Source organism: Rhodococcus sp. 4CII (genome assembly GCF_014256275.1).
Lineage (GTDB): Bacteria > Actinomycetota > Actinomycetes > Mycobacteriales > Mycobacteriaceae > Rhodococcus_F > Rhodococcus_F wratislaviensis_A.
Genome location: NZ_JACCFE010000002.1, coordinates 6,528,077 through 6,553,536, shown reverse-complemented (window position 1 = coordinate 6,553,536; position 25,460 = coordinate 6,528,077). Strand labels below are relative to the sequence as shown.

Here is a 25,460-nt window from a genome sequence, read left to right as displayed (position 1 = left end):
CCGCGTTGTTCGGCCCGTTATCAGGCCGGGCACGCAGGCGAGGTCAGCTGCGCGAGCGACACGATCTGGCATGCGGTGATCTTCGACAGCTTCCACGTTCCGTTCTCGCCGGGAACGAAGATGGCCGGAACGCCACCCTGCTGGACCTGGCCGTTCACGGTCAGCTGCAGCTGTCCGCTGGCGGTGCCGTCACCGTTGTCGATGACCGGGTCCAGAACGGTGACCTCGGCGTTGTTGGCCTTGGCGGCAGCGGCGACCTGGTTGATGAGTTCCGGATCCTGCTCCGAGCCCTCGACCATCGCGGACTTGACCTCGAGCGGGGTGGCCGGGTCGAGGCCCTGCATCAGAAGCGCGTTGAGATCGGCCGCGGTGGGCACCTCGATGGCTTCCGAGGTCTCGGCAGCCGCGGAAGTCGTCGTCGTGGTCTTGGTCGCCGTGTCGCTGTCGTCCGAGCCACACGCGGACATCGTGAGGGCTGCGGCGATTGCTACTCCGGCAACCGTGATCTTACGAAGCTTCAACTCAATAACCTCTTCATTCTCGGTGTTCGTTCTCGGACGATCTGAGCATCTATGGCTACCCGGGCCAACATTACCCAAGGGTAGGCACCAGCGCCCGAGGCTACCTTCTCGTGGACCCGGTCTCCACTCCCTCGTCCGGGCGGGGGTCCGGTTACTCGAGCGAGCCTTCCACATCGGCCCGCTCGAGGTCTGCGTCGTCCTCCTTGAAGGTCCGCGCCTTCCCCGGACCCGTTGTGCGCGTTTCGAATCGGACGGTCACGACACCGTGCCCGGCCCCCTGCACCCAGCCGTGGCCGAACTCCGGGTGCGCCACGTCGAGACCGGGATGCCACCGGAGGTCGAGCGCCCGGGCCGGCGTCGGGCCGGACATCGACAGGCCGTCGTCGGCGCCCGCCGCCGTGATCTTCGACTCCTGATAGCCCGGGACGTCCAGGTCCAGTTCGGGGAACAGCGAGCCCTGACGCACCGTCGACAGTCCGGCGTATCCCACCCCCACCAGGCGCACGGGGCCCAGTTCGAGCGGATCGATCGCCTGACGCTGCGCCGCCGCGACCAGGATCTGACGGTCGAGCGTCGCGTAGGGCAGGGTGACCGAGCGCGTCACGATGCTCATGTCCGCCTTCTTCAGCTTCAGCACCACCGTCCGCGCGGCGCGGCCGTCCTTCTGCAGGCGCGCGAACGCGGACGCCGCGCTCGATTCGACGGCACCCCGCAGTTCGGCCATCGTGACGATGTCGGTCGCGAAAGTCGTCTCGGCACTGACCTGTTTGGACTCCGCACGCTCGGCCACCGGCCGGTTGTCGATGCCCTGCGCCAGCCTGTGCAGGCCCGGTCCGATCGTGGTGCCCAGAATGGACGCCACCTCCGATTCGGGTGTCCGCGCGAAACCGCCGATGGTCTCGATCCCGAGCCGTTTCAGTTTCTCCTCCGCGACCGGGCCGATGCCCCACAGCTTCCGCACCGGAAGCTCGTCCAGCACCGCGTGCTGCTCGTCGGGCGGAATCACCGTGATCCCGTCGGGTTTGGCGAGACCGGACGCGATCTTGGCCACCTGCTTTCCCGACCCGGCGCCGATGGACGCGACCAGTCCCGTCCGTTCGAGCACGAGGGTGCGCAGGCCTTCGCAATAGCGTTGCACCATGGCCGCATCCGCCCCGGCCAGTTCGGCGGGTTCGCCGAACGCCTCGTCCATGGACAGCTGCTCGAGCACCGGCATCGGGCCGCGGAGGGAGTCGAACACGGACTTGCTCAGCATGCCGTAGAGGCGGCCCCGCGGCGGCAGCACCACCGCGCCGGGACCGACCAGCCTGCGGGCCTGATGCATCGGCATCGCCGACCGCGCGCCGTACACCCGCGCCTCGTAACTGGCCCCGGCGACGACACCGCGTCCGCCGAGACCACCGACGAGAACCGGGCGGCCACGGAGGGTCGGACGGGTGAGCTGCTCGACCGACGCGAAGAACGCGTCCATGTCGAGGTGCAACACCCACCGACGGCTCACCCCGTGCAAAATACCCGCCCGGTCCGACAGGTCATGCCTTGGCGATCGCCGCCCGCACACCCTCACCGAGTTCGACGGCGTCGCCCGGCGCATCGGCCAGTTCCAGCTCGACGGCGAGGATTTCGCCCGCGATCAGCTCGCGGTGCGCGAGTGCCCAGTCCCGGCGCTCGGCCGGAACGTCGAGGACGACCGTGATGCGATCCGACACCTCCAGCCCGGCGGCGCGGCGCGCGTCCTGCAACTCGCGGATCCGGTCCTTCGCCCACCCCTCGGCCTCGAGTTCCTCCGTCACGGCCGAGTCGAGGACGACCAGACCGGCACCCTCGGGCAGGGCCGCCGTCGACTCCGGTTCGGCGGCCACGAGCCGCTGCGTGTACTCCTCCGGCAGCAACTCGATTCCGGCCGCGACGACGACGCCCTCCGCATTCTCCGACCAGTCCCCGGCCTTGACGGCCTTGATAACGGTCTGCACGTCCTTGCCGAGGCGCGGCCCCGCGGCCCGCGCGTTGACGACGAGTTCGAACCGCCCGTGCGCGTCCACGTCCGTGGTCAGGTCGACCTTCTTGACGTTGACCTCGTCGGCGATGAGGCCGAGGTACGGCCGCAACCGCTCCGCGTCCTCGGATGCGACGGTCACCTCGGGCAGCGGCAGCCGCACCCGGAGATTCTGCGCCTTGCGCAATCCCAGGACGGTCGAACACACCGACCGGACCTCGTCCATCGCCGACACCAACTCCGCATCCGCCGGCAGTTCACCCGCAGCTACTCCTGCTCGCTCGGCAGACTCGGCGCCCGCCGGCCAGTCCGCGAGATGCACGGACCGTCCGCCGGTCAGGCCCCGCCAGATCACCTCGCTGATCAGCGGCAGCAGCGGAGCGGCGAGCCGGGTGACCACCTCGAGCACCGTGTGCAGCGTGTCGACGGCGTCCTTGTCCTCGTCCCAGAAGCGCGAACGCGACCGTCGCACATACCAGTTCGTCAACGCGTCGCAGAACGCGCGCAATTCGTCGCAGGCTCCGGCGATGTCGGTGGTCTCCAGCGCCTCGGTGATGACGTCCCGCGTTCCGGCCAGCTTCGCGAGGATGTACCGGTCCAGGACGTTCGTCGAATCCGTGCGCCACTCGCCGGGCGTCGGCGCGTACAACTGCAGGAAGCTCCACGCGTTCCACAGCGGCAGGATCGCCTGCCGCACACCGTCGCGGATGCCCTGCTCGGTGACGACCAGGTTGCCGCCCCGCAGGATCGGCGAGGACATGAGGAACCACCGCATCGCGTCCGAACCGTCACGGTCGAACACCTCGTTGACATCCGGGTAGTTGCCCTTGGACTTACTCATCTTCAGTCCGTCGTCACCCAGCACGATGCCGTGGGCCGCCACCGTCTTGAACGCCGGCCGGTCGAACAACGCCGTCGCGAGTACGTGCAGGTTGTAGAACCAGCCGCGGGTTTGCCCGTTGTACTCGACGATGAAATCGCCCGGGAAGTGCGTCTCGAACCAGTCCTGGTTCTCGAACGGATAATGCACCTGGGCAAACGGCATCGACCCCGACTCGAACCAGCAGTCGAGCACCTCGGGCACGCGCCGCATCATCGACCGGCCGGTCGGGTCGTCCGGGTTGGGACGCACCAGGTCGTCGATCACCGGGCGGTGCAGATCGGTCGGGCGCACGCCGAAGTCACGCTCGAGTTCGTCGAGCGACCCGTACACGTCGGTGCGCGGGTAGGCCGGGTCGTCGGACACCCACACCGGAATCGGGCTGCCCCAGTACCGGTTGCGGCTGATGTTCCAGTCGCGGGCACCCTCGAGCCACTTGCCGAACTGGCCGTCGCGGATGTGCTCGGGCACCCACGTGATGTCCTTGTTCAGTTCCACCATGCGGTCGCGGAATTCGGTGACCGCGACGAACCACGACGGGACCGCCATGTAGATCAGCGGCTGACCGCTGCGCCAGCTGTGCGGGTACGAGTGCTCGATCGTCTCGTGCCGCAGCAACTTTCCAGCAGCCTTGAGGTCCTTGATGATGACCGGGTTCGCGTCGAACACCTGGAGACCCTCGTACGGCGGGACCATCGCGGTGAACTTGCCGCCCGCGTCGAGCGGCAGCACGATCTCGATCCCGTTCGCGGCGCAGTACTCCATGTCCTCCTCACCGAAAGCCGGTGCGAGGTGGACGATTCCGGTGCCGGACTCGGTGGTGACGTAGTCGGCGGAGATGACGCGGTGCGCATTCTCGTGACCGACGAAGAAATCGAACGGCGGGTCGTAGCGCAGGCCGACGAGATCCGCGCCCTTGTGCTCGGACAGCACCTCGGGCGATTCGCCGAGCTCGCGAGCGTAGTGCCCCAACCGATCCTTCGCGAGCACGTAACGCTTCCCGTCCGCGGCCGCCACCTGGACGTAGTCGATGTCCGGGTGCACGGCGACGGCGAGGTTGGACGGCAGCGTCCACGGCGTGGTGGTCCAGATGATCGCGTTGGCACCGTCGAGGGGGCCCTCACCGTGCAGCGGCATGTCGACGGTGACGGCGGGATCCTGGCGCATCTTGTACGCGTCGTCGAGCTTGGACTCCTGGTTCGACAGTGGAGTCTGCTCGTACCAGCTGTACGGCAGCACCCGGAAGCCCTGGTAGACGAGCCCCTTGTCCCACAACTGTTTGAACGCCCACATCACCGACTCCATGAAGTCGAGATCGAGCGTCTTGTAGTCGTTGTCGAAGTCGACCCAGCGGGCCTGCCGGGTGACGTAGTCGCGCCACTCCTCGGTGTAGCGCAGCACCGACTGACGGCAGTAGTCGTTGAACCGGGCGATGCCCATCTCTCCGATGTCGCCGGTCTTGATCCCGAGCTGCTTCTCCGCCTCGAGCTCGGCGGGCAGTCCGTGGGTGTCCCAGCCGAACCGGCGCTCGACCTTCTTGCCACGCATCGTCTGGAACCGCGGGACCAGGTCCTTGACGTATCCCGTCAGGAGGTGCCCGTAGTGCGGGAGACCGTTCGCGAACGGCGGCCCGTCGTAAAACACGAATTCGGGGGCGTCGTCGCGCTGGGCGACCGACGCCCGGAAGGTGTCGTCCTCGTCCCAGCCGGCCAGCACCCGCTGCTCGATCTCGGGGAACCGGACGCCGGCATCCTGCGCGACGCCGTAGTCGACCTTGGGGTAGGACTGGTTACTGCTGGTCACGTTGCTGGTGTCGGTCACCGCGATCTCCTCGTGCCTGACGTACTCGGCACGGGGACGACGGAGACGCCTCCTGCGTCACCACCGCGGTACCACCCCGCTTGCGCCCCGGAAGGCGCCTCTCGGTGCCGGGCTGTGACGGGCCCACCCGTTCGGTTCTACTGAGCCGGCGTACCGGCCGTTCTTCCGAAGGCTCCCCGGTGATGGCCGGATCGACGCCGCAAAAACTCGGTCACTGTATATCGGTCGTCACTGCATATCGGTGACTGAATTGTTCACTGTGTGCAGTCTAGTCGCCACCGCCGGGCGACAGCTCAGTCGGCCTCGTCGGAACCCGGTGCCGGGCCCGCATCCGGTCCGGAGCCGCGCTTGCCCGGGACACCACTCGCGGGCTGTCCCGGCACCACCGCCGCCTTCTTTCCGGCGAGGGCACTGACGAGCAACAGGACCGCACCGGCGACGCACACCACGATGCATCCCCAGGCCCAGACGACCGAACCGGTCATCAGCGCCACCACCAGGAGAGCGAATCCCACCGCTGCAAGAGCGAGTGTCACGACCAGCACGGCTCAACCTCTATCCGGGCCGCTGGCTGGGCAACTACCGCGCGCTCAGTCAGCTATTGCCCTTGGCGTAGGACTGGCTGTAATTGGACTGCGATCCACCCTGCGCGAACGAATCCTGACCGCCGTCCACCGGAACCGCGGATCCCCGCTGCTCCAGCTCTTCCAGCTGTGATTCCAGGTACGACTTCAGGCGCACACGGTATTCACGCTCGAACGTCTTGAGCTGTTCGATACGACCCTCCAGAACGGAACGCTGCTGGTTGATCGTCGCCATGATCTCGGTGTGCTTCTTCTCCGCGTCCGCCTGCAGCGCGTCGGCCTTCTCCTTGGCCTGGCGCAACTGGGTCTCGGAACGGGTCTGCGCGTCGGTGATCAGGGCTTCCGACTTCTGGCGAGCGTCCGCGATCATGGTCTCGGAACGCGTCCGGGCGTCGCTGACCAGCTGCTCGGAATTGGTGCGCGCATTGCCGAGCAGCTGCTCGGACTCGGTCTTCGCGTCGCTCGTGAGGCGGTCCGCCATCTCCTGGGCGAGACCCAGAACCTTGGCCGCCTGCATGTGCGCGTCGGCGCCCGGGGCGGGGGCTGCGGCCGCGGCGGCTGCAGGAGCCGGTGCGGGCGCGGGTGCCTTGGGCTGCTCGACGACGCGAGCCGGCTCCGCCTTCGGGGCGGGCGTCGGTGCTGCGGACCCGGAGCGTGGAGCCTTCTTCGCATCGGCGAGCTCCTTGTCGAGCTCCCCCACTCGCTGCCGAAGGTCGGCGTTCTCCTCGATCAGGCGCGACAACTCTTGCTCGACGAGGTCGAGAAACGCATCGACTTCGTCTTCGTTGTAGCCCCGCTTACCGATCGGTGGCTTGCTGAACGCGACATTGTGCACATCAGCGGGAGTCAGCGGCATGGAAGGATCCCTTCACGCGTCATTTGGCGGTCTAGCAAGCATTCAGTTACAACGCAGTCTACGTAACGGTGAAACAAGACTGGATCAACGGGGCCCATTCTGTCACACCAGACCTGTAGCTCGCGCTTGTCCCTGAACGATCGACATCAGTATGAAGACGATGAACAGCAAGACCATGATGGATAGATCCAACCGCACCCCACCGAGATTGATCGGGGGGATCAACCGCCGCAGCAGTTTGACCGGTGGATCGGTGACCGTAAAAATCGCCTCGAGAACAACGACCACGACGCCGGTCGGTCGCCAGTCTCGTGCGAAGGTCCGTACGAACTCGACAATGATTCTGCCGATGAGTAGCAGCCAAAACACAAACAGTATCAAGTAGATCACCGAGAACAAGGCCACACCTTCACTCTGCCTGAGAATGTCCGGTCGATCAAAACGAGCCGCGTGGCCAGGGCGTTCTCCGCCACAGCCGCCGCGGCCCGCGTCGCTCCGGACGTCCGGATCCCGATGGTCGTTTCCCCCGCTCCCCGGTCTACTTCTGGCTGTAGAAGCCGGTCTCCGCGATGCGGCGACGCTCCTCGGCGGACACGTCGATGTCTGCGGGTGAGAGCAAGAACACCTTCGTGGCCACCTTGTCGAACGAACCGCGCAGCGCGAACGCGAGGCCCGCGGCGAAATCCACGAGTCGCTTGGCGTCGGCATTGCTCATCTCGACGAGATCCATGATGACGGGGGTGCCGTCGCGGAACCGCTCGCCGATGGTCCGGGCCTCGCCGTAGTCGCGGGGCCGAAGGGTCGTGATCTTGGACAGGGGGCCACCTTCGTCGAAGAGGGGTCCGCGGCGGCTCTCCACGCGCTCGGCCCGGGTGTCCACGGCCAGCGAGCCGCGGGTGCCGCCGCGCACCGCACCGCTCGCGCTGGGCCGGGCCGTACGCACGGCCACCGGTTCCACCCGGGACGAGTGCCGGGGGGCGTCGTAGCGGTCGAAGTCGTCGTCGAGGTCGTCGCGGCGACCGGGAGCGTAGGCGGCCTTGCTGAAGGCCGGTTCGGCGAAGTCGCGGTCATCACGGTCGTGGTACGGATCCCGTCCCCCGTCGCGCGCAGGTCGAGCAGGCCTGCGTGCAGGTTCCGGCTCGTCCAGGTACTCGTCCTCGTAGTCGTCGAGGGGAACCATGCCGAAGTAAGCCTTGAACTTGTGCAGACTGCTCATTGATCGACCTTCCTTGGCGCGGCGGACACGATCCCCCTGCGACCGGTCGCAGCGGTGTGGACGGGTTGGCGATCACCTGGGCGATCTATTTCGAGGTTATAGGCCTCGAACCCAACAGCGCGGTTCCGACACGCACGCACGTGGACCCGTGTCGGACAGCGTGCTCGAGATCATTCGTCATGCCCGCCGAGAGTTCCGTCGCATCCGGGTGTTCGCGCCGCAGCCTCGCGTGTACGCTCTGCAACTCCTCGAATGCGGCGTCCGGGTCGGCATCGATCGGCGGCACCGCCATCAACCCGCGGTATTCGAGCCCCGGCGACGACTGGACCTGCGCGGCAAGATGTTCGAGGTCGGAGATCGCCGCACCGCCGCGCTGCGGATCACCGTCCAGACTGACCTGCAGGAGCACCCGCAGAGGTTCCGACCGCTCCCCCGCGTCGAGTGCCGTGGTCGCCGCCCGGCCGAGCGCGCCGACGAGTCGTTCGCTGTCCACCGAGTGAATGGCATACGCCCAGTGCGCGACGGCCTTCGCCTTGTTGCGCTGCAGGTGCCCGATCATGTGCCACCGCACCGACGGGTCGGTCACGGCGGCGCGGAACGCCTCGATCTTCGCGGTGGCCTCCTGCTCCCTCGACTCCCCGAACTCGCGGCAGCCCAGGTCGTACAGGATCCGCGCGTCGGACTCGGGGAAGAACTTGGTGACGGGCAGCAATGCCACCTCCGACGGGTCCCGCCCGGCGTCCCTGCATGCCGCGTCGAGCCGATCACGCACGGCTCCGAGCGCAGCCTCGATCTCCCCGACCCTGCTCATCGTGTCCACTCCCACACCGAATCCTCCACCGCCCGCCGCGGCACGGTCACGCTCCGTCCTGCCCAGTATCCATCCAGATCACCGCGGCGAGCCGACCGGTCGGGGCCTGCCGGCGGTGACTGAACAGCGTCGGATCCTCGATGGTGCAGCGCGGGTCCTCCGCCACTCCCGCGACACCGGCGTCGAGCAGTTGCTTCCGCAGACCTGCGCGCAGGTCGAGACCGGGCGTGCCCTTGGCGGTGCGGGTGGCGCTGCCGGGAAGGAACTTCTCGACGTCCGCCTGCATCGCCGCCGGAACCTCGTACCGGCGGCCGCTCGCCGCGGGCCCCAGGAAGGCACCGATCCGCTCGATCTGCGCACCCTGCTCGACCATCACGTCGAGCACCCGGGGAACGATGCCGATGCGGGCACCGATCCGGCCGGCGTGGACCGCGGCGATCACCCCGGCCTCGTCGTCGGACAGCAGCACCGGCACGCAGTCGGCGCTGAGCGTCGCGAGGGCGAGCCCCGGAACCGTCGTCACCAACGCGTCGGTGGCCGGGACCGCCGTGTCGGTCGGGCCGTCGACTACCGTCACGGTGCGGCTGTGGATCTGCTCCATCCACACCAGATGGTCGAACGGCACGCCGATCTTGTCCGCCAGCCGACGCCGGTTCGCCTCCACCGCCGCCGGGTCGTCGCCGACGTGGTCACCGAGGTTGAACGTGTCGTACGGCGCGACGGACGTCCCTCCCGCGCGGGTGGTGACGACCCGCCGAACCCGGAAGGCGGGCGCGGACGGCGAACTCAACGACGCATGAAGGAGGGCACGTCGACTTCGTCTTCACCCTCCTCGTCGGACACCGGCACCGCGCGGGGCTGACCGTTTCCCGGAAGCGGCGGCAGACTGCTCGGGCTGTGGTGGGAGCCGATCGTCTCGCGGGTCACCGACATCGGCTCGTGGCTCTGCTGCTCGGACTGCCCCACCTCGCCGGCCCGGCCTGCGCCGATGGCGCTGCGCCCGGCGGCACCCGACTCGACCGGCCGACGCGCCGGGGCGCCGCCGTCGAATCCTGCGGCGATGACGGTGACCCGCACCTCGTCGCCGAGCGAATCGTCGATCACGGTGCCGAAGATGATGTTGGCGTCGATGTGGGCGGCTTCCTGCACCAGCGACGCAGCCTCGTTGATCTCGAACAGGCCGAGGTCGCTGCCACCGGCGATCGAGAGCAGCACGCCGCGCGCACCCTCCATCGACGCCTCGAGCAGCGGGGAGTTGATCGCCGATTCCGCGGCCTTGATGGCCCGGCCCTCGCCGCGCGAGGATCCGATGCCCATCAGCGCGCTACCGGCGCCGGACATGACGCCCTTGACGTCGGCGAAGTCGACGTTGATCAGGCCGGGGGTAGTGATGAGGTCGGTGATGCCCTGGACACCGTTGAGCAGAACCTCGTCGGCGCTGCGGAACGCGTCCATGAGGCTGACCGCGGCGTCGCCGAGCTGCAGGAGGCGGTCGTTGGGGATCACGATGAGGGTGTCGCAGGATTCGCGGAGCGACTGGATGCCGGTGTCGGCCTGTCCGCCGCGGCGCTTGCCCTCGAAGGAGAAGGGCCGGGTGACGACGCCCACGGTGAGAGCTCCGAGCTTGCGCGCGATACTCGCGACGACCGGTGCGCCACCGGTACCCGTGCCGCCGCCCTCGCCTGCGGTCACGAACACCATGTCGGCGCCCTTGAGGACTTCCTCGATCTCGTCCTTGTGGTCTTCTGCGGCCTTGCGGCCGACTTCGGGATCCGCGCCGGCTCCGAGCCCGCGGGTGAGTTCCCGGCCGACGTCGAGCTTCACGTCGGCGTCACTCATCAGCAGCGCTTGCGCATCGGTGTTGACGGCAATGAACTCGACTCCCTTGAGTCCCTGCTCGATCATCCGGTTGACTGCGTTCACGCCGCCGCCGCCGATGCCGACGACCTTTATTACGGCGAGGTAGTTGTGCGGGGGCGTCATCGGCTCTCGCCTTCCATGAGTGTGTATCACGCTTTCGTACAGATCAGCCGGGTCTGAACCCTCGACTTCAACCATAGGGTTACGGTTATGTCAAGTGCTGCTCGACTAGAGCGAAACGCTATGCACCGGCATCGGGATACGCCATTAGGCGCGCCGAGACGCGCCGAGTTATTTGACGAACTCCCCCGCGTCCGCATTTGCATCCGGGGGTCGCTGCAGCTCACCGCACCGTCGGCAGGTCGGGACTCGACACGTCGTACGTCTGCCCGGGCTGCGTGAGCAACGGCAGAGTGACCGCCGACTTGCGCTCGGACTTCTCCGTGCCGCCCCACACCACGATCCGGCCGTCGAGCAGCGTCACCGAGATGTCCGAAATCGACTTCGCGGCAACCTGTCCCACCTGACCACGCAGCTGGGGCGGCATCGACTCCAGCACCTCGATGGCCGCCTCCGTCGACGGGTCGCCCCATCCCGGCGTCGCCGTCACCAGCCGCGGGACGCCGGGCGGCGGCGGGGCGATCTCGTAGTCGACGGCCTCCTCGTCGAGAAGATGGGTACCGCCGGGGGTGTCGATGAACACGACGGGAAGGCGCTCGGTCACCGTCACCCGGATGGTGGACGGGTACACCCGCTGCACCCGCGCGGACGCCACCTTCGGGATCGCCGCGACCCGCTGAGCAGCGCCCTCGGTGTCGACACGCAGCAGCGGCTGCCCCTGCGGCACCGCCAGTACGTGCCGAATCTGCTCCTCCGAGATCGACGCCGCACCCGCGACGTCCGTCTCGCGCACCGACAGCAGCGGGGTGAACCACGCGACGAGACCGAGGGCCACCACCACGACCAGTCCGACGACGCCCATCACGGCCGGGCGTCGGTACCACGGCCGCCGAGGCGCCGCCGCCGCGGACTTCCGTGCCGCCGAAGCGGATTCGCGCGCGCGACCGGTCCGGGGATCGGCGGCGGCCGACGTGCGGCGCCGCGCAGACGACCGCTCACCTGCCGTCGCGCGTGCGCCGGACGCCTGCCCGGGCCGCGGACTGCGCTGGGAGTCGCGGCGGACGGGGCGGTCCGGCCGCTCGGACCGGCCGCGGCGCTCCCGCGTCATCGCGACGGGTGGTGGTGCGGAATCGCACGCAGGGCGTCGAGGATCTGCTTGCCGAGCATCGTCACGTCACCGGCGCCCATGGTGATCACGACGTCGCCGGGTGACGCGAGTGCCGCGACCTGACGCGGCGCCTGCGACAGGTCCGGCTGGTAGTGCACCGGCTTCGACACCGACAGCGCGACCAGCGCGCCACTGACACCCGGGAGCGGTTCTTCCCTCGCCCCGTACACGTCGAGCACCATCACTTCGTCGGCGAGGTCGAGTGCGTGCCCGAACTCTTCCGCGAATGTTGCTGTGCGGGAATACAGGTGCGGCTGGAACACCACGATGACCTTGCCGCTGCGCACCGAGTCCTCGGATTCGCGGCGGTCGGCCTCGTGGGGCTGGCGCACCAGATCGGCGGCGGCACCGAGCACGGCCCGGACTTCCGTCGGGTGATGCGCGTAGTCGTCGAAGACGCGCACTCCGTGCTCGCGGCCGGTGAACTGGAACCGGCGGTGCACTCCACCGAATCCGGCGATCCCTTCGAGGATCTCGTCCACGTCGGCACCCGCCTCGCGCGCGGCGAGCAGAGCGGCCAGCGCGTTGAGCGCCATGTGCCGGCCGGGCACCCCCATCCGGATCGTCCGCGGCGACTGTTCCCCCGCCAGCTGGAACTGCAGGACTCCGCCCACGTCCCGGGCCTCGAAGTTGAGCAGTCGCGCGCCGACCTCGACGCCGTCGACGGAGTCGAACGCGCCGTCGGCGTTCTCGGCGCTTCCGTAGCCGACGACCCGCACCCCGGGCAGTCCGCGCGCGGCGACCCGCTGCGCGAGCGCCGCGGAGCCCGGATCGTCGAGACAGGCGACCAGCAGGCCGCCGGGAGCGAGCCGCGCCGCGAAGTCGTCGAAGACCTGGATGTACGCCTCGGTGCTGCCGAAGTAGTCGAGGTGGTCGGCCTCGACGTTGGTGACGACGACGACGTTCGGGTCGTACTGGAGCAACGAGCCGTCGCTCTCGTCGGCCTCGGCGACGAACACGTCACCGCTGCCGTGATGGGCGTTGGTCCCGGCCTCGTTGAGTTCTCCGCCTACCGCGAACGACGGATCGAAACCGCAGTGCTGCAGCGCCACCACCAGCATCGACGTCGTCGACGTCTTGCCGTGGGTGCCCGACACCAGCAGGGTGCGGTGCCCCTGCATCAGCGCGGCCAGGACCGCGGGACGCAGGACGACCGGGATCCCGCGCCGGGCCGCCTCCACCAGTTCCGGGTTGTCCTTGGGGATGGCGGCGTGCGTGGTGACCACGACGGTCGGGCCGCCGGGCAGGAGATCGAGCGCGCCGGCGTCGTGGCCGATCCGGACCTGCGCACCACGGGCACGCAGGGCGAGCACGGCGCGACTCTCCTTGGCGTCCGATCCGGACACGAGACCACCCCGGGCCAGCAGGATCCGCGCGATCCCGGACATCCCGGCGCCGCCGATCCCGACCATATGGACGCGTTCCAACTCCGCGGGCAGGTCGGTCATCGGGTTCCCCTCGTCAGCGCGGCCACGTCGAGCACGATCCGCGCAACCTCGGCGGCTGCGCTGCGATGACCCGCACCGGCCGCACGTCGCCCCATCTCCATCAGTTGCGCGGGGTCGCGCAGCAGAGGGATCACGGTCTCCGCGACGAATCCGGCGTTCAGGTCTCCGTCGGCGACAATCATTCCACCTCCCGCGGCGACCACCGGTCGCGCGTTCAGTTCCTGCTCGCCGTTGCCGTGCGGAAGCGGCACGTACACGGCGGGAAGACCCACCGCCGACACCTCCGCCACGGTCATCGCACCGGACCGGCAGATCACGGCGTCCGCGGCCGAGTAGGCGAGGTCCATCCGCGACAGGTACGGAACGGCCACGTACGGGGGCCCGCCCGGTACCGCGGGAACGTCGAGCGTGTTTTTCGGCCCGTGCGCGTGGAGAACGGCGACACCGGCCGCCGCGAGCGACCCGGCGGCACCCGACACGGCCTCGTTGAGCGACCGGGCGCCCTGCGAACCGCCGAAGACGAGCAGAACCGGACCGTCGGCGGGGAGGCCGAAGTGTGCGCGCGCCTCCGCACGCAGGGCGGCACGGTCGAGACCGGTGATGGATGCGCGGACCGGGATGCCCAGGATCTCGGCGTCCGTGCGGCCGCGGGCGGCGACCCCGGAACCGGCGACCGCGGCCAGGACCCGGGCGGCGCGCCTGGCACCGATCTTGTTCGCGATCCCGGCGCTGGCGTTGGCCTCGTGCACCACGATCGGGATGCGGCGACGACGGCGGAGCAGCCCGGGACCCGCGGCCAGGTACGCGGGCAGTGCCACGTACCCGCCGAACCCGACGACGACATCGGCGCCGGTGGCGTCGAGCACCTCACGGGTTCGGCGGACCGACGCGCGCACGCGGCCGGGAAGCCGCAACAGGTCGAGGGTGGGTTTGCGGGGCAACGGCACCGGTGGGATGAGCTCGAGCGGATAGCCGCGGTCGGGAACCAGGGTGGTTTCCAGGCCGCGGGCCGTGCCGAGCGCCGTCACCACCGCGTCGTCGTCGAGTGCCTTGATCGCATCGGCCACGGCCAGAGCCGGTTCGATGTGCCCGGCGGTACCACCGCCGGCCACGATCACCGACAGGGTGGACTTGTCGCCGTTCACCTACGAAATCCTCGCTCTCCTGCCCGGCCACCCGAGCTTCGCTGTTGACGTGCGCCCCGTTCGGGGGTGCGGCCCTTGCCGCGTTCGGGTCGGCCCTTCTCGTATGTGATCGCGCGGGTGCGCGGAGCCATCTCGCGGCCTGCCCGGCGACGCGCCTCGGCCCGGCGCACCGCCTCGGCCCGCGCGGCATCGGCGCGCACCGGCGAATACGCTTCCGGCTTCCGCAGCCGCAGCAGCCGACCGAACCGGCCGTCCTGGCCGGAGTGCAGCGCCGCGACCGCCTCCGGTTCGTGCCGGGCCGCGTTGGCGACGAGACCGAACATGAACAGCGTGGTGGCCGTCGACGTTCCGCCCGCCGACACCAGGGGCAACTGCAGACCGGTGACGGGGAGCAGCCCGATCACGTATCCCACGTTGATGAAGGCCTGTCCGGTGATCCACACGGTGGCCGTTCCGGTGAGCAGACGAAGGAAGGGGTCGGCGGATCGGGTGGCGATGCGCAGGCCCGTGTACACGAACAGTCCGAACAATCCGAGGACGGCCGCGCCGCCGAGATATCCGAGCTCCTCGCCGATGATCGCGAAGATGAAGTCGTTGTGCGCGTTCGGCAGGTAGCTCCACTTCGCGCGACTCTGGCCCAGTCCTCGTCCGAGGATGCCGCCGTCCGCGAGCGAATACATCGCCTGCCGGGACTGGTAGCCGATGCCCTGCGGATCGGAACCGGGATTCAGAAACTCACGGACACGTGCGGAGCGGTAACCCGCGGTGAGCGCGAGGATCACGATTCCGCCGACACCGGTGCCGACGACGGCGAGGAACAGCTTCAGCGGCAGACCCGCGAACCACAGCAGCGCCATCAGGATGATGGCCAGCGATACCGTCGTTCCGAGGTCGGGCTGCAGAATGATGAGGACGAACGCGACGAGCGCGGCCGGAACCAGCGGAACCAGCATGTCCCGGATGCTGGAGATGTCGCTGCGGCGCGACGCCAGGATGTGCGCGCCCCAGACGGCGAGTGCGATCTTGGTGAGCTCGGCGGGCTGCAACGAGAATCCCGCGATGACGAACCACCCGCGGGTGCCCTGGGACACGGTGCCGATGCCGGGAATGAGGACGAGGACCAGCAGGACGATCGTGACGGCGAATGCCGGGAAGGACAGCGCGCGCATCACCCGCACCGGGATCTGCAGCGCCGCGTAGAAGAGACCGAGCCCGAGCGCCGCGAACAGTGCCTGCCGGGTGAAGAGGGTGTACGCCGATCCGTCCGAGGCGTAGGCCTCGACGCTCGAGGACGACAGCACCATCACCAGGCCGAGCACCGTCAGCAGGAAGGCGATGGTGACGACGAGGTGAAACGACGCCAGCGGCCGGGACAACCAGGCCCCGATCCGGGTGCGTGGGCCGCGGGGAGGTGTCGTGCGGGTGCGGGGACTCGACGGCGCGCGCGCGGCCACGCCGGGGGCGGCGCTGCGCGCCGGGGACCGCCGGCCCTCGGCGACGCGGCGGGTCCGTGCTGCGGCCGAGGTCATTGCGGCGTCCTGGCGATGTCGGACTCGTCGAGCCTGCCGACGGCGTCCGCGAAGCTGCGACCGCGATGGCCGTAGCTGTCGAACATGTCGAGCGACGCGGCAGCGGGCGCCAGCACGACGGAATCCCCTGCCGTGGCCAGGGCCGCCGCCTCCCGCACGACGACACCCATCACAGCATCGCTGTCGGTATCCGCGGGAAGCACCACCCGGTGCGCCGCGGTCTGCGGGACTGCACTCACTCCTGCATCGTCTCCCGTTTCGACGATGACCACGGGAACCTCGGGGGCGTGTCGCGCAAGGGACTCTGCGATCTGCATCGCATCGCGGCCCAGCAGGACCGCCCCGGCGAGGCGGCCGGCGACCTCCAGAACGAGTTCGTCGACCCGCGCGCCCTTCAGCAGTCCGCCGGCGATCCACACCACCCGGTCGTGAGCGAGGATCGACGGACGGGCGGCATGCGGGTTGGTGGCCTTGGAATCGTCGACGAACGTCACTCCCCCCACGTCGGCGACGTGCGCCGCCCGGTGCGGGCCCACGACGTGGGCGGCCAGACCTGCGGCGACGGCGTCCGCCGCCACGCCGATCGCCCGGGCCAGCGCGGCCGCGGCCAGGGCGTCCATCAATCCCGCGGGCCCGGGCGGGGTGATCCCTGCGGCCGGGGCCAGCCGCTCGCCGTCGGCGAACGCGCGGTCGACGAGATACCCGTCCTCGACACCGAGTTCTCCCGCCGCCGGCGCACCCAGCCGGAAACCCAGGGTCCGGACCGCGAGGGACGACGAGAAGAGAGAGGACGCGACTTCGTCGTCGAGACCCAGGACCGCGACCTCACCCGTCAGCGCACGCGCCTTCGCGTCGATGTACGGCTGCATGCCGCCGTGCCAGTCGAGATGGTCCTCGGCGATGTTGAGGATCGCGCCGGCGGTGGGCCGCACGGACGGCGCCCAGTGCAACTGGAACGAGGACAGTTCGACCGCCAGGACCTCCGCACGGGGCTCGGTCCGCCGCAGCGCGTCGAGCACCGGCAGCCCGATGTTGCCGCAGGCGAGGCTGGGCCGCTCCGCCGCTTCGAGGACGGACTGCAGCATCGACGTCGTCGTGGTCTTGCCGTTGGTGCCGGTGACCACCAGCCACTGCCGGGCCGGGCCGTACAGTCCGGCCCGGTCGACGTGCCAGGAGAACTCGATGTCTCCCCAGATCGGTACCCCGTCGCCGGCGGCGACGGAGAGCAGCGGGGCGTCCGGTCGGAATCCCGGGCTCGTCACGACCAGCGCGAACTCGGCGACCCGGTCACGCGCGGCGAGCAGGTCGTCGATCGGGACGGTGGCGGCGCCGAGCCGCGCGCACTCGGCGAGAGCGTCGACGTTCGCATCGGTGACGGTGACCAGGGCGCCGAGGTCGCGGAGGGGCTCGATGGTGGCCCGGCCGGACACACCCGCGCCCGCGACGAGGACGCCACGACCCCGCAACCAGTCGAGCTGTTCCTCTGCCACGCCGTCAGCCCCCGATCGCTGCCAGGTACTCGCTGTAGAACAGCGCGAGCCCGATCGCGGAGGCGATGGCGGCCAGCAACCAGAACCGGATGATCACCGTGGTTTCCGCCCACCCGGCGAGTTCGAAGTGATGATGGAACGGCGCCATCCTGAATACCCGTCTTCGGCTCGACCGGAACACAGCGACCTGGATGACGACCGATGCCGCCTCGGCGACGAACAGTGCGCCGATCACCACCATCAGCAGTTCGGTGCGCGTGGTGATGGACAGACCGGCGAGCATGCCGCCGAGCGCCAGCGAACCGGTGTCTCCCATGAAGATCTTCGCGGGCGCCGCGTTCCACCACAGGAATCCGATGCACGCACCAGCACCTGCCGCGCAGATCAGGGCGAGGTCGAGCGGATCCCGGACGTCGTAGCAGCCCTTGCCAGGGCTCGTCTCGCACGCGTTGCGGTACTGCCAGAACGTGATGATCACGTAGGCGCCGAGCACCAGGCTCATGGAGCCGGCCGCGAGACCGTCGAGGCCGTCGGTGAGGTTGACGGCGTTGGACCAGGCGCTCACCAGGAGATAACAGAATGCGACGAACACGACGGAACCCATCGTGACCGTGGCGATGTCCCGCACGTACGACAGATGCGCACTGCCGGGGGTCAGATCGTTCGCGCCCCGGAACTGCAGCGCGAGGATGCCGAACGCGACCGCCGCGATCAGCTGCCCCACGAGTTTGGCCGTCTTGTTCAGTCCGAGATTGCGCTGCTTGCGGATCTTGATGAAGTCGTCGAGAAATCCGACCCCGCCGAGCGCGGTGGTGAGGCCGAGAACGAGGAGACCCGACGCCGACGGCCCGTCTGCGTCGTACCCGATGCCGATCAGGTGCGAACCCCAGTAGCCGGCCCACAGTCCTGCGAGGATGGCGACGCCACCCATCGTCGGGGTGCCGCGCTTCGACTGGTGGCTCGCCGGGCCTTCGACACGGATCTCCTGGCCGAAACCCTGACGGGAGAAGGCCTTGATGAGAACGGGAGTCAGCAGAATCGAGACGGCGAGCGCGATACCCGCCGCGAAGAGGATCTGTCTCACCGCGTGGCCTCCGAACCCTGCTGTCCCGTGCTACCCGTCAACACCCTGTCCGCAACCTCCCACAACCCGATGGACTGCGACGCCTTCACCAGCACCAGATCGCCCGGCGCCAGTTCCTGTTCGAGCACTGCGATCGCACCGGCGATGTCGGGAACGAGGATCGACTCCTCGCCCCACGAACCCTCCATGACCGCACCCTGGTGCAGCGCGCGGGCGGGCCTGCCGGTTCCGACGACGATCAGTCTGCTCACGTCCAGCCGGACCGCGAACCTGCCGATGGCGTCGTGCTCGACCACTGATTCTGGACCCAGCTCTGCCATTTCGCCGAGCACCGCCCAACTCCGGCGCGCCGCGCCCCGGCCCGTCCGGGCCATCGATACCAGCGCCTTCAGGGCCGCCCGCATCGAGTCGGGGTTCGCGTTGTACGAATCGTTGACGACGGTCACACCGTCCGGCCGGTCGCGCACATCCATCCGTCGCGCCGAGACCGCGGCGGCACCGGAGAGGGCCTGCGCGATCTGCTCGAGGCCGGCCCCGCATTCGAGTGCCACCGCCGCCGCGGCGAGCGCATTGCCGACCTGGTGCTCACCATGCACGGCGAGCTCGACCGGGACACTGCCCGCCGACGTCGTGAGAGTGAAACGCGCCCTTGCCTTCTCGTCGAGCACGATGTCGGTGGCTCGCACGTGCGCGGACTCCGACCGCCCGACGAAGACCACCCGCGCCGACGTCCGTGGCGCCATGGCCGTCACCAGCGGATCGTCCGCGTTGAGGACCGCGACACCACCCTCGTCCGCCGAAGGCAACGATTCCGCGAGTTCCCCCTTGGCGGCGGCGATCGCGTCACGCGAACCGAATTCACCGAGGTGCGCCGTTCCGACGTTGAGGATCACCCCGATCTTCGGGGGTGCGATCTCCGCGAGCGAGGCGATGTGTCCGCGGTCGCGGGCCGACATCTCCAGGACCAGATATCCGGTGTCGGAATCCGCGCGGAGCGCGGTCCACGGGTGCCCGAGTTCGTTGTTGAACGATCCGGGCGGCGCGACGACGGCGCCCAGCGGGCGCAGGACGGCAGCGAGCAGATCCTTGGTCGACGTCTTTCCCGCCGATCCGGTGACGCCGACGACGGTGAGACCCTTCGCGGTGAGGTCGTCGACGGACGCCCGCGCGAGGGTCGCCAAGGCCGCGAGCACCGCGGCACCCGAGCCGTCGGTGTCGTGCTCGAGCGCCATCGCCCGGCTCGGGACATCCGTCGGCGCCGGGGAGACGACCACGGCCGGCACACCGACCGGACGCGCGGCCAGGACCGCCACCGCACCGGCCGCGACCGCCGCCGCCGCGTGATCGTGGCCGTCCACGCGGGCGCCGGGCAGCGCGAGGAACAGTCCCCCGGCGGTGACCTTCCGCGAGTCGAACTCGACGGTCCCCGTCACCTCCACCGAGGGGTCGGGGACGTCGTGCAATTCGCCGCCCACGATCTCGGCGATGCGAGCGAGTGTCATCGGAATCATCGCGCTCCTCCGACCGTCCGCTCGATCGCGTCGCCCAGTACGTCGCGGTCGTCAAATGGGTACTTCACCCCGTGTATCTCCTGACCGATCTCGTGTCCCTTGCCTGCGACGAGAACCACGTCGCCTGCCTGCGCCCAGCCGACGGCGTCGGCGATCGCCTTCGCTCGGTCCGCCACTTCCCACACCTGTCCCCGCTCGGATTCGGGCACCGCGAGGGCACCCTCGCGGACCGCGGCCCTGATGGCCGACGGATCCTCGGTGCGCGGGTTGTCGTCCGTGATGATCAGGAGATCGGCGCCGCGCGCGGCGGCGGCACCCATCAGTGGCCGCTTGCCCGCGTCGCGGTCACCACCGGCGCCCACGACGACGGCGACGCGGCCCCGGGCCTGCTCCCGCAAGGTCGCGATCACGGCCTCGACCGCTGCGGGCTTGTGCGCGTAGTCGACGACGGCGAGGAAATCCTGCCCCCGGTCGATCCGCTGCACCCGGCCCGGTACGTCGACTCCGGCGATGCCCCGGGCGGCGTCCCGGGGATCGACCCCCAGTGCCGCGCACAACGCGACGGCGAGTGCCGCGTTCGCGACGTTGTACTGCCCCGGCAGGCGCAGTTCCACGTCGACTGTCGTGCCCTCCGCGGTGGTGAGGGGGAAAGTCTGCGAGCCCGACGGCGACACCGTCGCCGGACCGGCGGTCCACACCGCATCCACTGCGTCGGGTGTGGTGGCGACCGTCGTCACCACGGCGTGCGCTCCGCGTGCGACCTCGGCCATCCGCTGCCCCCACACGTCGTCGACACAGACGACGGCGTGCTGGGCGTGCACGGACGACTCGGCCGCGAAGAGCCGCGCCTTCGCGGCGAAATAGTCTTCGAAGTCGCGGTGGAAATCCAGGTGGTCCTGGGAGAGGTTCGTGAACGCGCCCACGTCGAACCGGACGCCGTCGACGCGGCCGAGGGACAGCGCGTGACTGGACACCTCCATGACCACGGTGTCGATCCCCTGCTCGCGCATGACGGCGAACAGCGCATGGAGCTGCGGAGCCTCTGGCGTGGTCAGCGCACTCGGCACCCGGCGGCCACTCATCCGGGTCTCGATCGTGCCCACCAGACCGGTCGTCCGGCCTGCGGCGGTGAGCGCGGCCTCGACGAGATACGACGTCGTCGTCTTCCCCGACGTGCCGGTGATGCCGATCACCTGCATCTTCTCGGACGGCCGACCGTAGATGGTGGCGGACAGCTCGCCGAGCACACCCCGCGGGTCTTCGTGGACGAGCACCGGTGTGTCCGACTTCAGTTCCGACACCAGCGCGAATCCGGCCTCGTCGGTGAGGATGGCGGTGGCCCCGCGTTCGAGGGCGTCGGCGGCGAATTCGGCGCCGTGCGCGCGGGCTCCGGGAAGCGCCGCGAACAGGTCACCCTCCGTGATCCCCTGGGCGCGCAGATCCACCCCGGTGACGATCACGTCCTCGGCGGCCCCGGTGGGTGCCTCGACCCTCGCTCCGGCGAGCGCTGCCAGAGCGCTCACCGTGGTACGGACCGGCTGGGCGGGGCGAAGGCCGTCTGAGACCTTCACCTCCGCTGACGCCGACTGCGGGCGGGACGGAACAGGCACCGGGCTCCTCTCGGATGTCGACTCTCACTGACAACGGCGTAGTGCACGGATCTATACAGCGTGCTACCTCGGCAGTTCGGTGTGTCCACGGGAAAATTCCGTGTCCACTGAACGGCCGACGTGTCAGATTACCGCGAGAGCTTCCGGAACCCGATTCGGCCGACCTTCGCTCAATCGGCCTGCAGCACCAGCCTGCGTCCGGGGTCCGGAGACATCGGCACGCTGTCGCGCTGCAACATCCAGGACGCGATGTTGTGGAACAGCGGGGCCGCGGACTGACCACCGGAGCCGTCCGCGCTGCGTGTGGGTGCGTTGAGCATGATCCCTACGACGTACCGCGGATTGTCGGCCGGGGCGATCCCGGCGAACGTGATCCAGTAGTTCGAGTTCGAGTAGCACTTGCAGGCGGGGTCGACCTGCTGGGCGGTTCCCGTCTTGCCGCTGATCTGGTACCCCTCGACTGCGGCCTGCACCCCGGTGCCCCGCTGGTTGCCGGTGTCGTTCTGGGTGACGGACCGGAACATGTCCCGCACGGTGGAGGCGGTCTGGGGACTGACGACCGTCACCTCCTCGGGCTTCTCGGTCTCCGTCCGGTTCCCCGACGCGTCGACGGTCGCCTTCACGATCCGCGGCGGAATTCGGACCCCGTCGTTGGCGATCGCCTGGTACATCCCGGTCATCTGCAGCAACGTCATCGACAGGCCCTGCCCGATCGGCAGGTTCGCGAACGTGCCCCCGGACCACTGGTCGCGGCTCGGCACGCTGCCCGCGCTCTCACCCGGCAACCCGACGTCGGTCCGCTGGCCCAGACCGAATCTGGACAGCATGTCGGCGTATCGGTCCTCGCCGACGCGCTGCGCGAGCATCAGGGTGCCCACGTTCGAGGACTTTCCGAACACACCGGTGGAGGTGTACGGGGCGACTCCATGGTCCCAGGCGTCCTTCACCGACACCCCCGACATCTGAATGCTGCCGGGAACCTGGAGCACCTCGTCGGGTGTGGTCAGCCCGTACTCGATCGCGGCCGACGCGGTGACGATCTTGTTGACGGAACCCGGTTCGAACGGCGTGCTGACCGGCAGGTTGCCCATCTCGACCGTGCGGGGATTGTTGCCCACCCCGATCGCCGGATTGAACGTGCTGTCGTTCGACATCGCGAGCACCTCACCGGTATGCGAGTCGAGCACCACCGCCGACGCGTCCTTCGCGCCGGACTTGTCCTTGGCCATCTGCACCTGCTGCTGCACGTAGTACTGCAGGTCGGAATCGATGGTGAGCTCGACGCTCGACCCGTCCACTGCCGGTTGCTTGTCGCGCCAGCTACCCGGGATCACCGCACCGTCGGACCCTCGGTCGTAGGTCTGCGAGCCGTCGGTGCCGGCGAGCGTGGAGTCGAGCGAGTCCTCGAGGCCGAGCAGCCCGTGCCCGTCCCAGCCGGTGGCGCCGACGAGGTTCGCGGCGAGCGAGCCGCCCGGGTACTCGCGGATGTCCTGCCGCTCGAGGCCGACTTCCGGAAACGCGTCACTGATCTGCGCCGCGACCGCGGGGTCCACGCTGCGGGCGAGATAGACGAAAGTGTCCTCGCCGTGCAGCTTCTCCTTCAGATCCTTCTCCGGTGCGGCGTCACCGAGCTTGTCGTGGATCTCCTTCGCGATCGCGTCCAGGCGGGTGTCGACGTCGGGGGCGGTGTCGCTCTTCGCCTTCGCCTCCTCGAGTTCCTTTCGCACACGTGCGGGTTGGAACGTCAGCGCCTTCGCTTCCATCGTGAAGGCGATGGGATTGGCGTTGCGGTCGGTGATCGACCCACGGAGCGCCGGGTCCACCTCGGTGGTGGTGCGCTGATTCGCCGCTTCCGCCGACAGTTGCGGGGCGTCGATGACCTGAATCCACAAGAGTTGCAGCGCGGCGAGGCCGAGCGCCAAGAACATCAGTCCGCGTCCCCACAGTTGCCTGAACGGAAAGGACGCGGTCCCGGCACCCGTGGGGCGCCGGGGACGACTTCTCGGTGCGTTTCGGCTCACCGGCGACCACCGGACGGTGGAGCCGTCGTCGGTGCGGTGGTCGCGGGGATCACGGGAACCAATTGTTCACCCTGCGCCTGGATCTCCGTGCCATTGCCGGGCTGCGGCGTGGCGCGCGGCGACTGCGTGGTGGTCCCCCGGTTCGGGGCGGTCGCGACGGAACTTCCGGCTCCGGCGGACGGCGCGGCGACGTCCAGGGGCGGCACGGGCGCACCCGATGCCGGGGCAGGCTTTCCGACGACTTCGACGCTGCCGTCGGCGTGGACGACGAGCCGGGCCGGATCGTTGGCGGGCACCATGCCGAGTTTGGCCGCTTCCTCCGCCAGCTTCGGGGCGGAGTTGGCCGTCTCGACGTCACGCTGGAGCGCTGCCTTCTCCTCAGCGAGGGACTGGTTGTGGGCGCGGGCGGCACTCAGCTGGTACGAATCCTCGGCGGAACGCGTCGTCAGGAGCAGCGTGACGGCCAGGCCCATGGCAAGCAGGACGAGGATCGTCGCCACGAACGGGATGCGGGCGGTGAGCGTGCCGGCGCGATTTCGACCGGAGACGGCGACGGCGGAACCGTTGTGCACGGCCGCGCGCTGGGTGCGCTTCTTGTACGCACGTTCAGCCGCGCCCGACCGGTTGTCCGCCCGCGCGGGCCGCATCTCGGTGGAACTCACCTGAACCGTCATGCCGCGGACCTCCTGGCAATTCTTTCTGCAGCGCGCAAACGCACCGGGGCTGATCGTGGGTTCTCTTCGACTTCCTGCTCTGACGCCCGCTCCGCCCCTCGTGTGAGGATCCGGAACTCCGGTCCCATCCCCGGTAGTTCGACAGGAAGCCCCTCCGGGCTCTTCGACTTGGACCTGGGAGTGATTTCCTGCTTGACGACCCGGTCTTCCAGAGATTGGTACGACATGAACACGACGCGTCCCCCGACGGTCAACGCGTCGAGTGCAGCCGGTACCGCGGCGCGCAGTGAATCGAGCTCGCCGTTGACCTCCACTCGAAGGGCTTGGAACGTCCGCTTCGCGGGATGTCCCCCGGTGCGGCGGGTCGCCGCAGGTATGGTGCGGTACAGCAGTTCGACCAGCGCAGCGCTGGTGGTGAACGGCTCCTTCGCGCGCTGACGGACGATCTCCGACGCGATCTTGCCTGCGAAGCGTTCCTCGCCGTAGGTGCTGAGAATCCGGGCGAGATCGCCGTGACCGTAGGTGTTGAGCACTTCCGCCGCAGTGATGCCGGTTGTCGGGTCCATCCGCATGTCGAGGGGTGCGTCGATCGAGTACGCGAACCCGCGATCGGATTCGTCCAGCTGCATCGACGAGACGCCGAGGTCGAAGAGGATCCCGTGCACCGATTCCGCGGCAGGGAGGCCGGACTGGGTGAGCGCATCCTCGATGCCGTCGTAGCGGGTGTGCACGAAGGTGATGCGGTCGGCGAACGGAGCGAGCCGGCCGCCGGCGATCTCCAGCGCGTGCGGATCGCGGTCGAGCGCGATGAGCCTCAGCTGAGGGTAGGTCCGCAGGAAGTGCTCGGAGTGTCCGCCGAGGCCGAGGGTCGCGTCGATCATGACCGCTCCCCCGCCTTGCGGGTCGTTGACGGTGAGGGCGGGGCCCAGGAGTTCGTCTGCGCGGTGAAGCAATACCGGAATGTGACCGAAACCATCGGCGGGCGAGGAATCTTCCCCCTCGTGATCCACCATGGTCCCTCCGGCTCCTGCTCTGCGGTGCGGGTGAACGTTCCCGGTACCGGGGGTCCACTTCTCGAACTTCTCGTGTCGGCCAGTCGCCGTGGCGAATGCTTC

Annotated in this window: 21 protein-coding genes; all 21 read right to left on the bottom strand. The window is 69.1% G+C overall.

Features of this window, described 5'->3' with window-relative positions:
* Positions 1-20: 20 nt before the first annotated feature.
* The 21 genes from H0B43_RS31170 to rsmH all read right to left on the bottom strand — a co-directional run bounded on the left by H0B43_RS31170 (position 21) and on the right by rsmH (position 25,358).
* Complete coding sequence (locus H0B43_RS31170; protein ID WP_185724417.1) at positions 21-521, bottom strand: hypothetical protein; 501 nt, start codon at positions 519-521, stop codon at positions 21-23.
* Between the two features lie 151 nt (positions 522-672).
* Positions 673-2,007: a DNA polymerase IV gene (locus tag H0B43_RS31165; RefSeq protein WP_185729735.1), complete on the bottom strand. Its 1,335-nt coding sequence runs from the start codon at positions 2,005-2,007 to the stop codon at positions 673-675.
* Positions 2,008-2,053: 46 nt separating this feature from the next.
* Positions 2,054-5,218, bottom strand: a complete 3,165-nt coding sequence (gene ileS, locus H0B43_RS31160) for an isoleucine--tRNA ligase (protein WP_185724418.1) — start codon at positions 5,216-5,218, stop codon at positions 2,054-2,056.
* Positions 5,219-5,511: 293 nt separating this feature from the next.
* Entirely contained in the window at positions 5,512-5,763 is a 252-nt protein-coding gene (locus H0B43_RS31155; protein ID WP_185724419.1) for a hypothetical protein, read from the bottom strand.
* Between the two features lie 49 nt (positions 5,764-5,812).
* The gene (locus H0B43_RS31150) at positions 5,813-6,658 is read right to left on the bottom strand and encodes a DivIVA domain-containing protein (RefSeq protein ID WP_185724420.1); all 846 of its coding nucleotides are present in this window, start codon (positions 6,656-6,658) and stop codon (positions 5,813-5,815) included.
* Between the two features lie 102 nt (positions 6,659-6,760).
* Complete coding sequence (locus tag H0B43_RS31145; protein WP_185724421.1) at positions 6,761-7,063, bottom strand: YggT family protein; 303 nt, start codon at positions 7,061-7,063, stop codon at positions 6,761-6,763.
* A 133-nt stretch (positions 7,064-7,196) separates the two neighbouring features.
* Positions 7,197-7,874 carry a cell division protein SepF gene (locus tag H0B43_RS31140; RefSeq protein WP_185724422.1) on the bottom strand — a complete coding sequence of 226 codons (678 nt, stop codon included), beginning with the start codon at positions 7,872-7,874 and terminating at the stop codon, positions 7,197-7,199.
* A gap of 85 nt (positions 7,875-7,959) precedes the next feature.
* Positions 7,960-8,694 (bottom strand): YggS family pyridoxal phosphate-dependent enzyme, encoded by a 735-nt coding sequence (locus tag H0B43_RS31135; protein ID WP_312033999.1) that lies wholly within the window; start codon positions 8,692-8,694, stop codon positions 7,960-7,962.
* 37 nt (positions 8,695-8,731) lie between these two features.
* Complete coding sequence (gene pgeF, locus H0B43_RS31130; RefSeq protein WP_185724423.1) at positions 8,732-9,475, bottom strand: peptidoglycan editing factor PgeF; 744 nt, start codon at positions 9,473-9,475, stop codon at positions 8,732-8,734.
* Positions 9,472-10,668: a cell division protein FtsZ gene (gene ftsZ, locus H0B43_RS31125; protein ID WP_185724424.1), complete on the bottom strand. Its 1,197-nt coding sequence runs from the start codon at positions 10,666-10,668 to the stop codon at positions 9,472-9,474. The genes pgeF and ftsZ overlap by 4 nt, the downstream gene beginning before the upstream one ends.
* A 220-nt stretch (positions 10,669-10,888) precedes the next feature.
* Positions 10,889-11,773, bottom strand: a complete 885-nt coding sequence (locus tag H0B43_RS31120) for a cell division protein FtsQ/DivIB (protein ID WP_252189677.1) — start codon at positions 11,771-11,773, stop codon at positions 10,889-10,891.
* Complete coding sequence (gene murC, locus H0B43_RS31115) at positions 11,770-13,281, bottom strand: UDP-N-acetylmuramate--L-alanine ligase (protein ID WP_185724425.1); 1,512 nt, start codon at positions 13,279-13,281, stop codon at positions 11,770-11,772. Before murC ends, H0B43_RS31120 begins: the two co-directional genes overlap by 4 nt.
* Positions 13,278-14,426, bottom strand: coding sequence for an undecaprenyldiphospho-muramoylpentapeptide beta-N-acetylglucosaminyltransferase (murG, locus tag H0B43_RS31110; RefSeq protein ID WP_185724426.1), 1,149 nt, complete (start codon positions 14,424-14,426; stop codon positions 13,278-13,280). Before murG ends, murC begins: the two co-directional genes overlap by 4 nt.
* Positions 14,423-15,955, bottom strand: a complete 1,533-nt coding sequence (ftsW, locus tag H0B43_RS31105) for a putative lipid II flippase FtsW (protein WP_185724427.1) — start codon at positions 15,953-15,955, stop codon at positions 14,423-14,425. Before ftsW ends, murG begins: the two co-directional genes overlap by 4 nt.
* Positions 15,952-17,445: a UDP-N-acetylmuramoyl-L-alanine--D-glutamate ligase gene (gene murD, locus H0B43_RS31100; protein WP_185724428.1), complete on the bottom strand. Its 1,494-nt coding sequence runs from the start codon at positions 17,443-17,445 to the stop codon at positions 15,952-15,954. The genes ftsW and murD overlap by 4 nt, the downstream gene beginning before the upstream one ends.
* A gap of 4 nt (positions 17,446-17,449) precedes the next feature.
* Positions 17,450-18,529 (bottom strand): phospho-N-acetylmuramoyl-pentapeptide-transferase, encoded by a 1,080-nt coding sequence (gene mraY / locus H0B43_RS31095; RefSeq protein ID WP_185724429.1) that lies wholly within the window; start codon positions 18,527-18,529, stop codon positions 17,450-17,452.
* Positions 18,526-20,040, bottom strand: coding sequence for a UDP-N-acetylmuramoyl-tripeptide--D-alanyl-D-alanine ligase (gene murF, locus H0B43_RS31090; RefSeq protein ID WP_185724430.1), 1,515 nt, complete (start codon positions 20,038-20,040; stop codon positions 18,526-18,528). Before murF ends, mraY begins: the two co-directional genes overlap by 4 nt.
* Entirely contained in the window at positions 20,037-21,650 is a 1,614-nt protein-coding gene (locus H0B43_RS31085) for a UDP-N-acetylmuramoyl-L-alanyl-D-glutamate--2,6-diaminopimelate ligase (RefSeq protein WP_185724431.1), read from the bottom strand. The genes murF and H0B43_RS31085 overlap by 4 nt, the downstream gene beginning before the upstream one ends.
* 170 nt (positions 21,651-21,820) lie before the next feature.
* On the bottom strand, positions 21,821-23,671 hold the full coding sequence (locus H0B43_RS31080; protein ID WP_185724432.1) for a penicillin-binding protein 2: 1,851 nt from the start codon (positions 23,669-23,671) through the stop codon (positions 21,821-21,823).
* A complete protein-coding gene (locus H0B43_RS31075; RefSeq protein WP_185724433.1) occupies positions 23,668-24,345 on the bottom strand; it encodes a hypothetical protein in 678 nt (225 codons plus the stop codon). The genes H0B43_RS31080 and H0B43_RS31075 overlap by 4 nt, the downstream gene beginning before the upstream one ends.
* On the bottom strand, positions 24,342-25,358 hold the full coding sequence (rsmH, locus tag H0B43_RS31070; RefSeq protein WP_185724434.1) for a 16S rRNA (cytosine(1402)-N(4))-methyltransferase RsmH: 1,017 nt from the start codon (positions 25,356-25,358) through the stop codon (positions 24,342-24,344). Before rsmH ends, H0B43_RS31075 begins: the two co-directional genes overlap by 4 nt.
* Positions 25,359-25,460 lie beyond the last annotated feature (102 nt).

Bases quoted from the DNA above. Each gene is read 5' to 3' on its own strand.
- H0B43_RS31150 (WP_185724420.1), bottom strand. From the start codon at position 6,658: ATGCCGCTGACTCCCGCTGATGTGCACAATGTCGCGTTCAGCAAGCCA.
- H0B43_RS31140 (WP_185724422.1), bottom strand. From the start codon at position 7,874: ATGAGCAGTCTGCACAAGTTCAAGGCTTACTTCGGCATGGTTCCCCTC.
- ftsZ (WP_185724424.1), bottom strand. From the start codon at position 10,668: ATGACGCCCCCGCACAACTACCTCGCCGTAATAAAGGTCGTCGGCATC.
- H0B43_RS31120 (WP_252189677.1), bottom strand. From the start codon at position 11,773: ATGACGCGGGAGCGCCGCGGCCGGTCCGAGCGGCCGGACCGCCCCGTC.
- murC (WP_185724425.1), bottom strand. From the start codon at position 13,281: ATGACCGACCTGCCCGCGGAGTTGGAACGCGTCCATATGGTCGGGATC.
- ftsW (WP_185724427.1), bottom strand. From the start codon at position 15,955: ATGACCTCGGCCGCAGCACGGACCCGCCGCGTCGCCGAGGGCCGGCGG.
- murF (WP_185724430.1), bottom strand. From the start codon at position 20,040: ATGATTCCGATGACACTCGCTCGCATCGCCGAGATCGTGGGCGGCGAA.
- H0B43_RS31075 (WP_185724433.1), bottom strand. From the start codon at position 24,345: ATGACGGTTCAGGTGAGTTCCACCGAGATGCGGCCCGCGCGGGCGGAC.
- rsmH (WP_185724434.1), bottom strand. From the start codon at position 25,358: ATGGTGGATCACGAGGGGGAAGATTCCTCGCCCGCCGATGGTTTCGGT.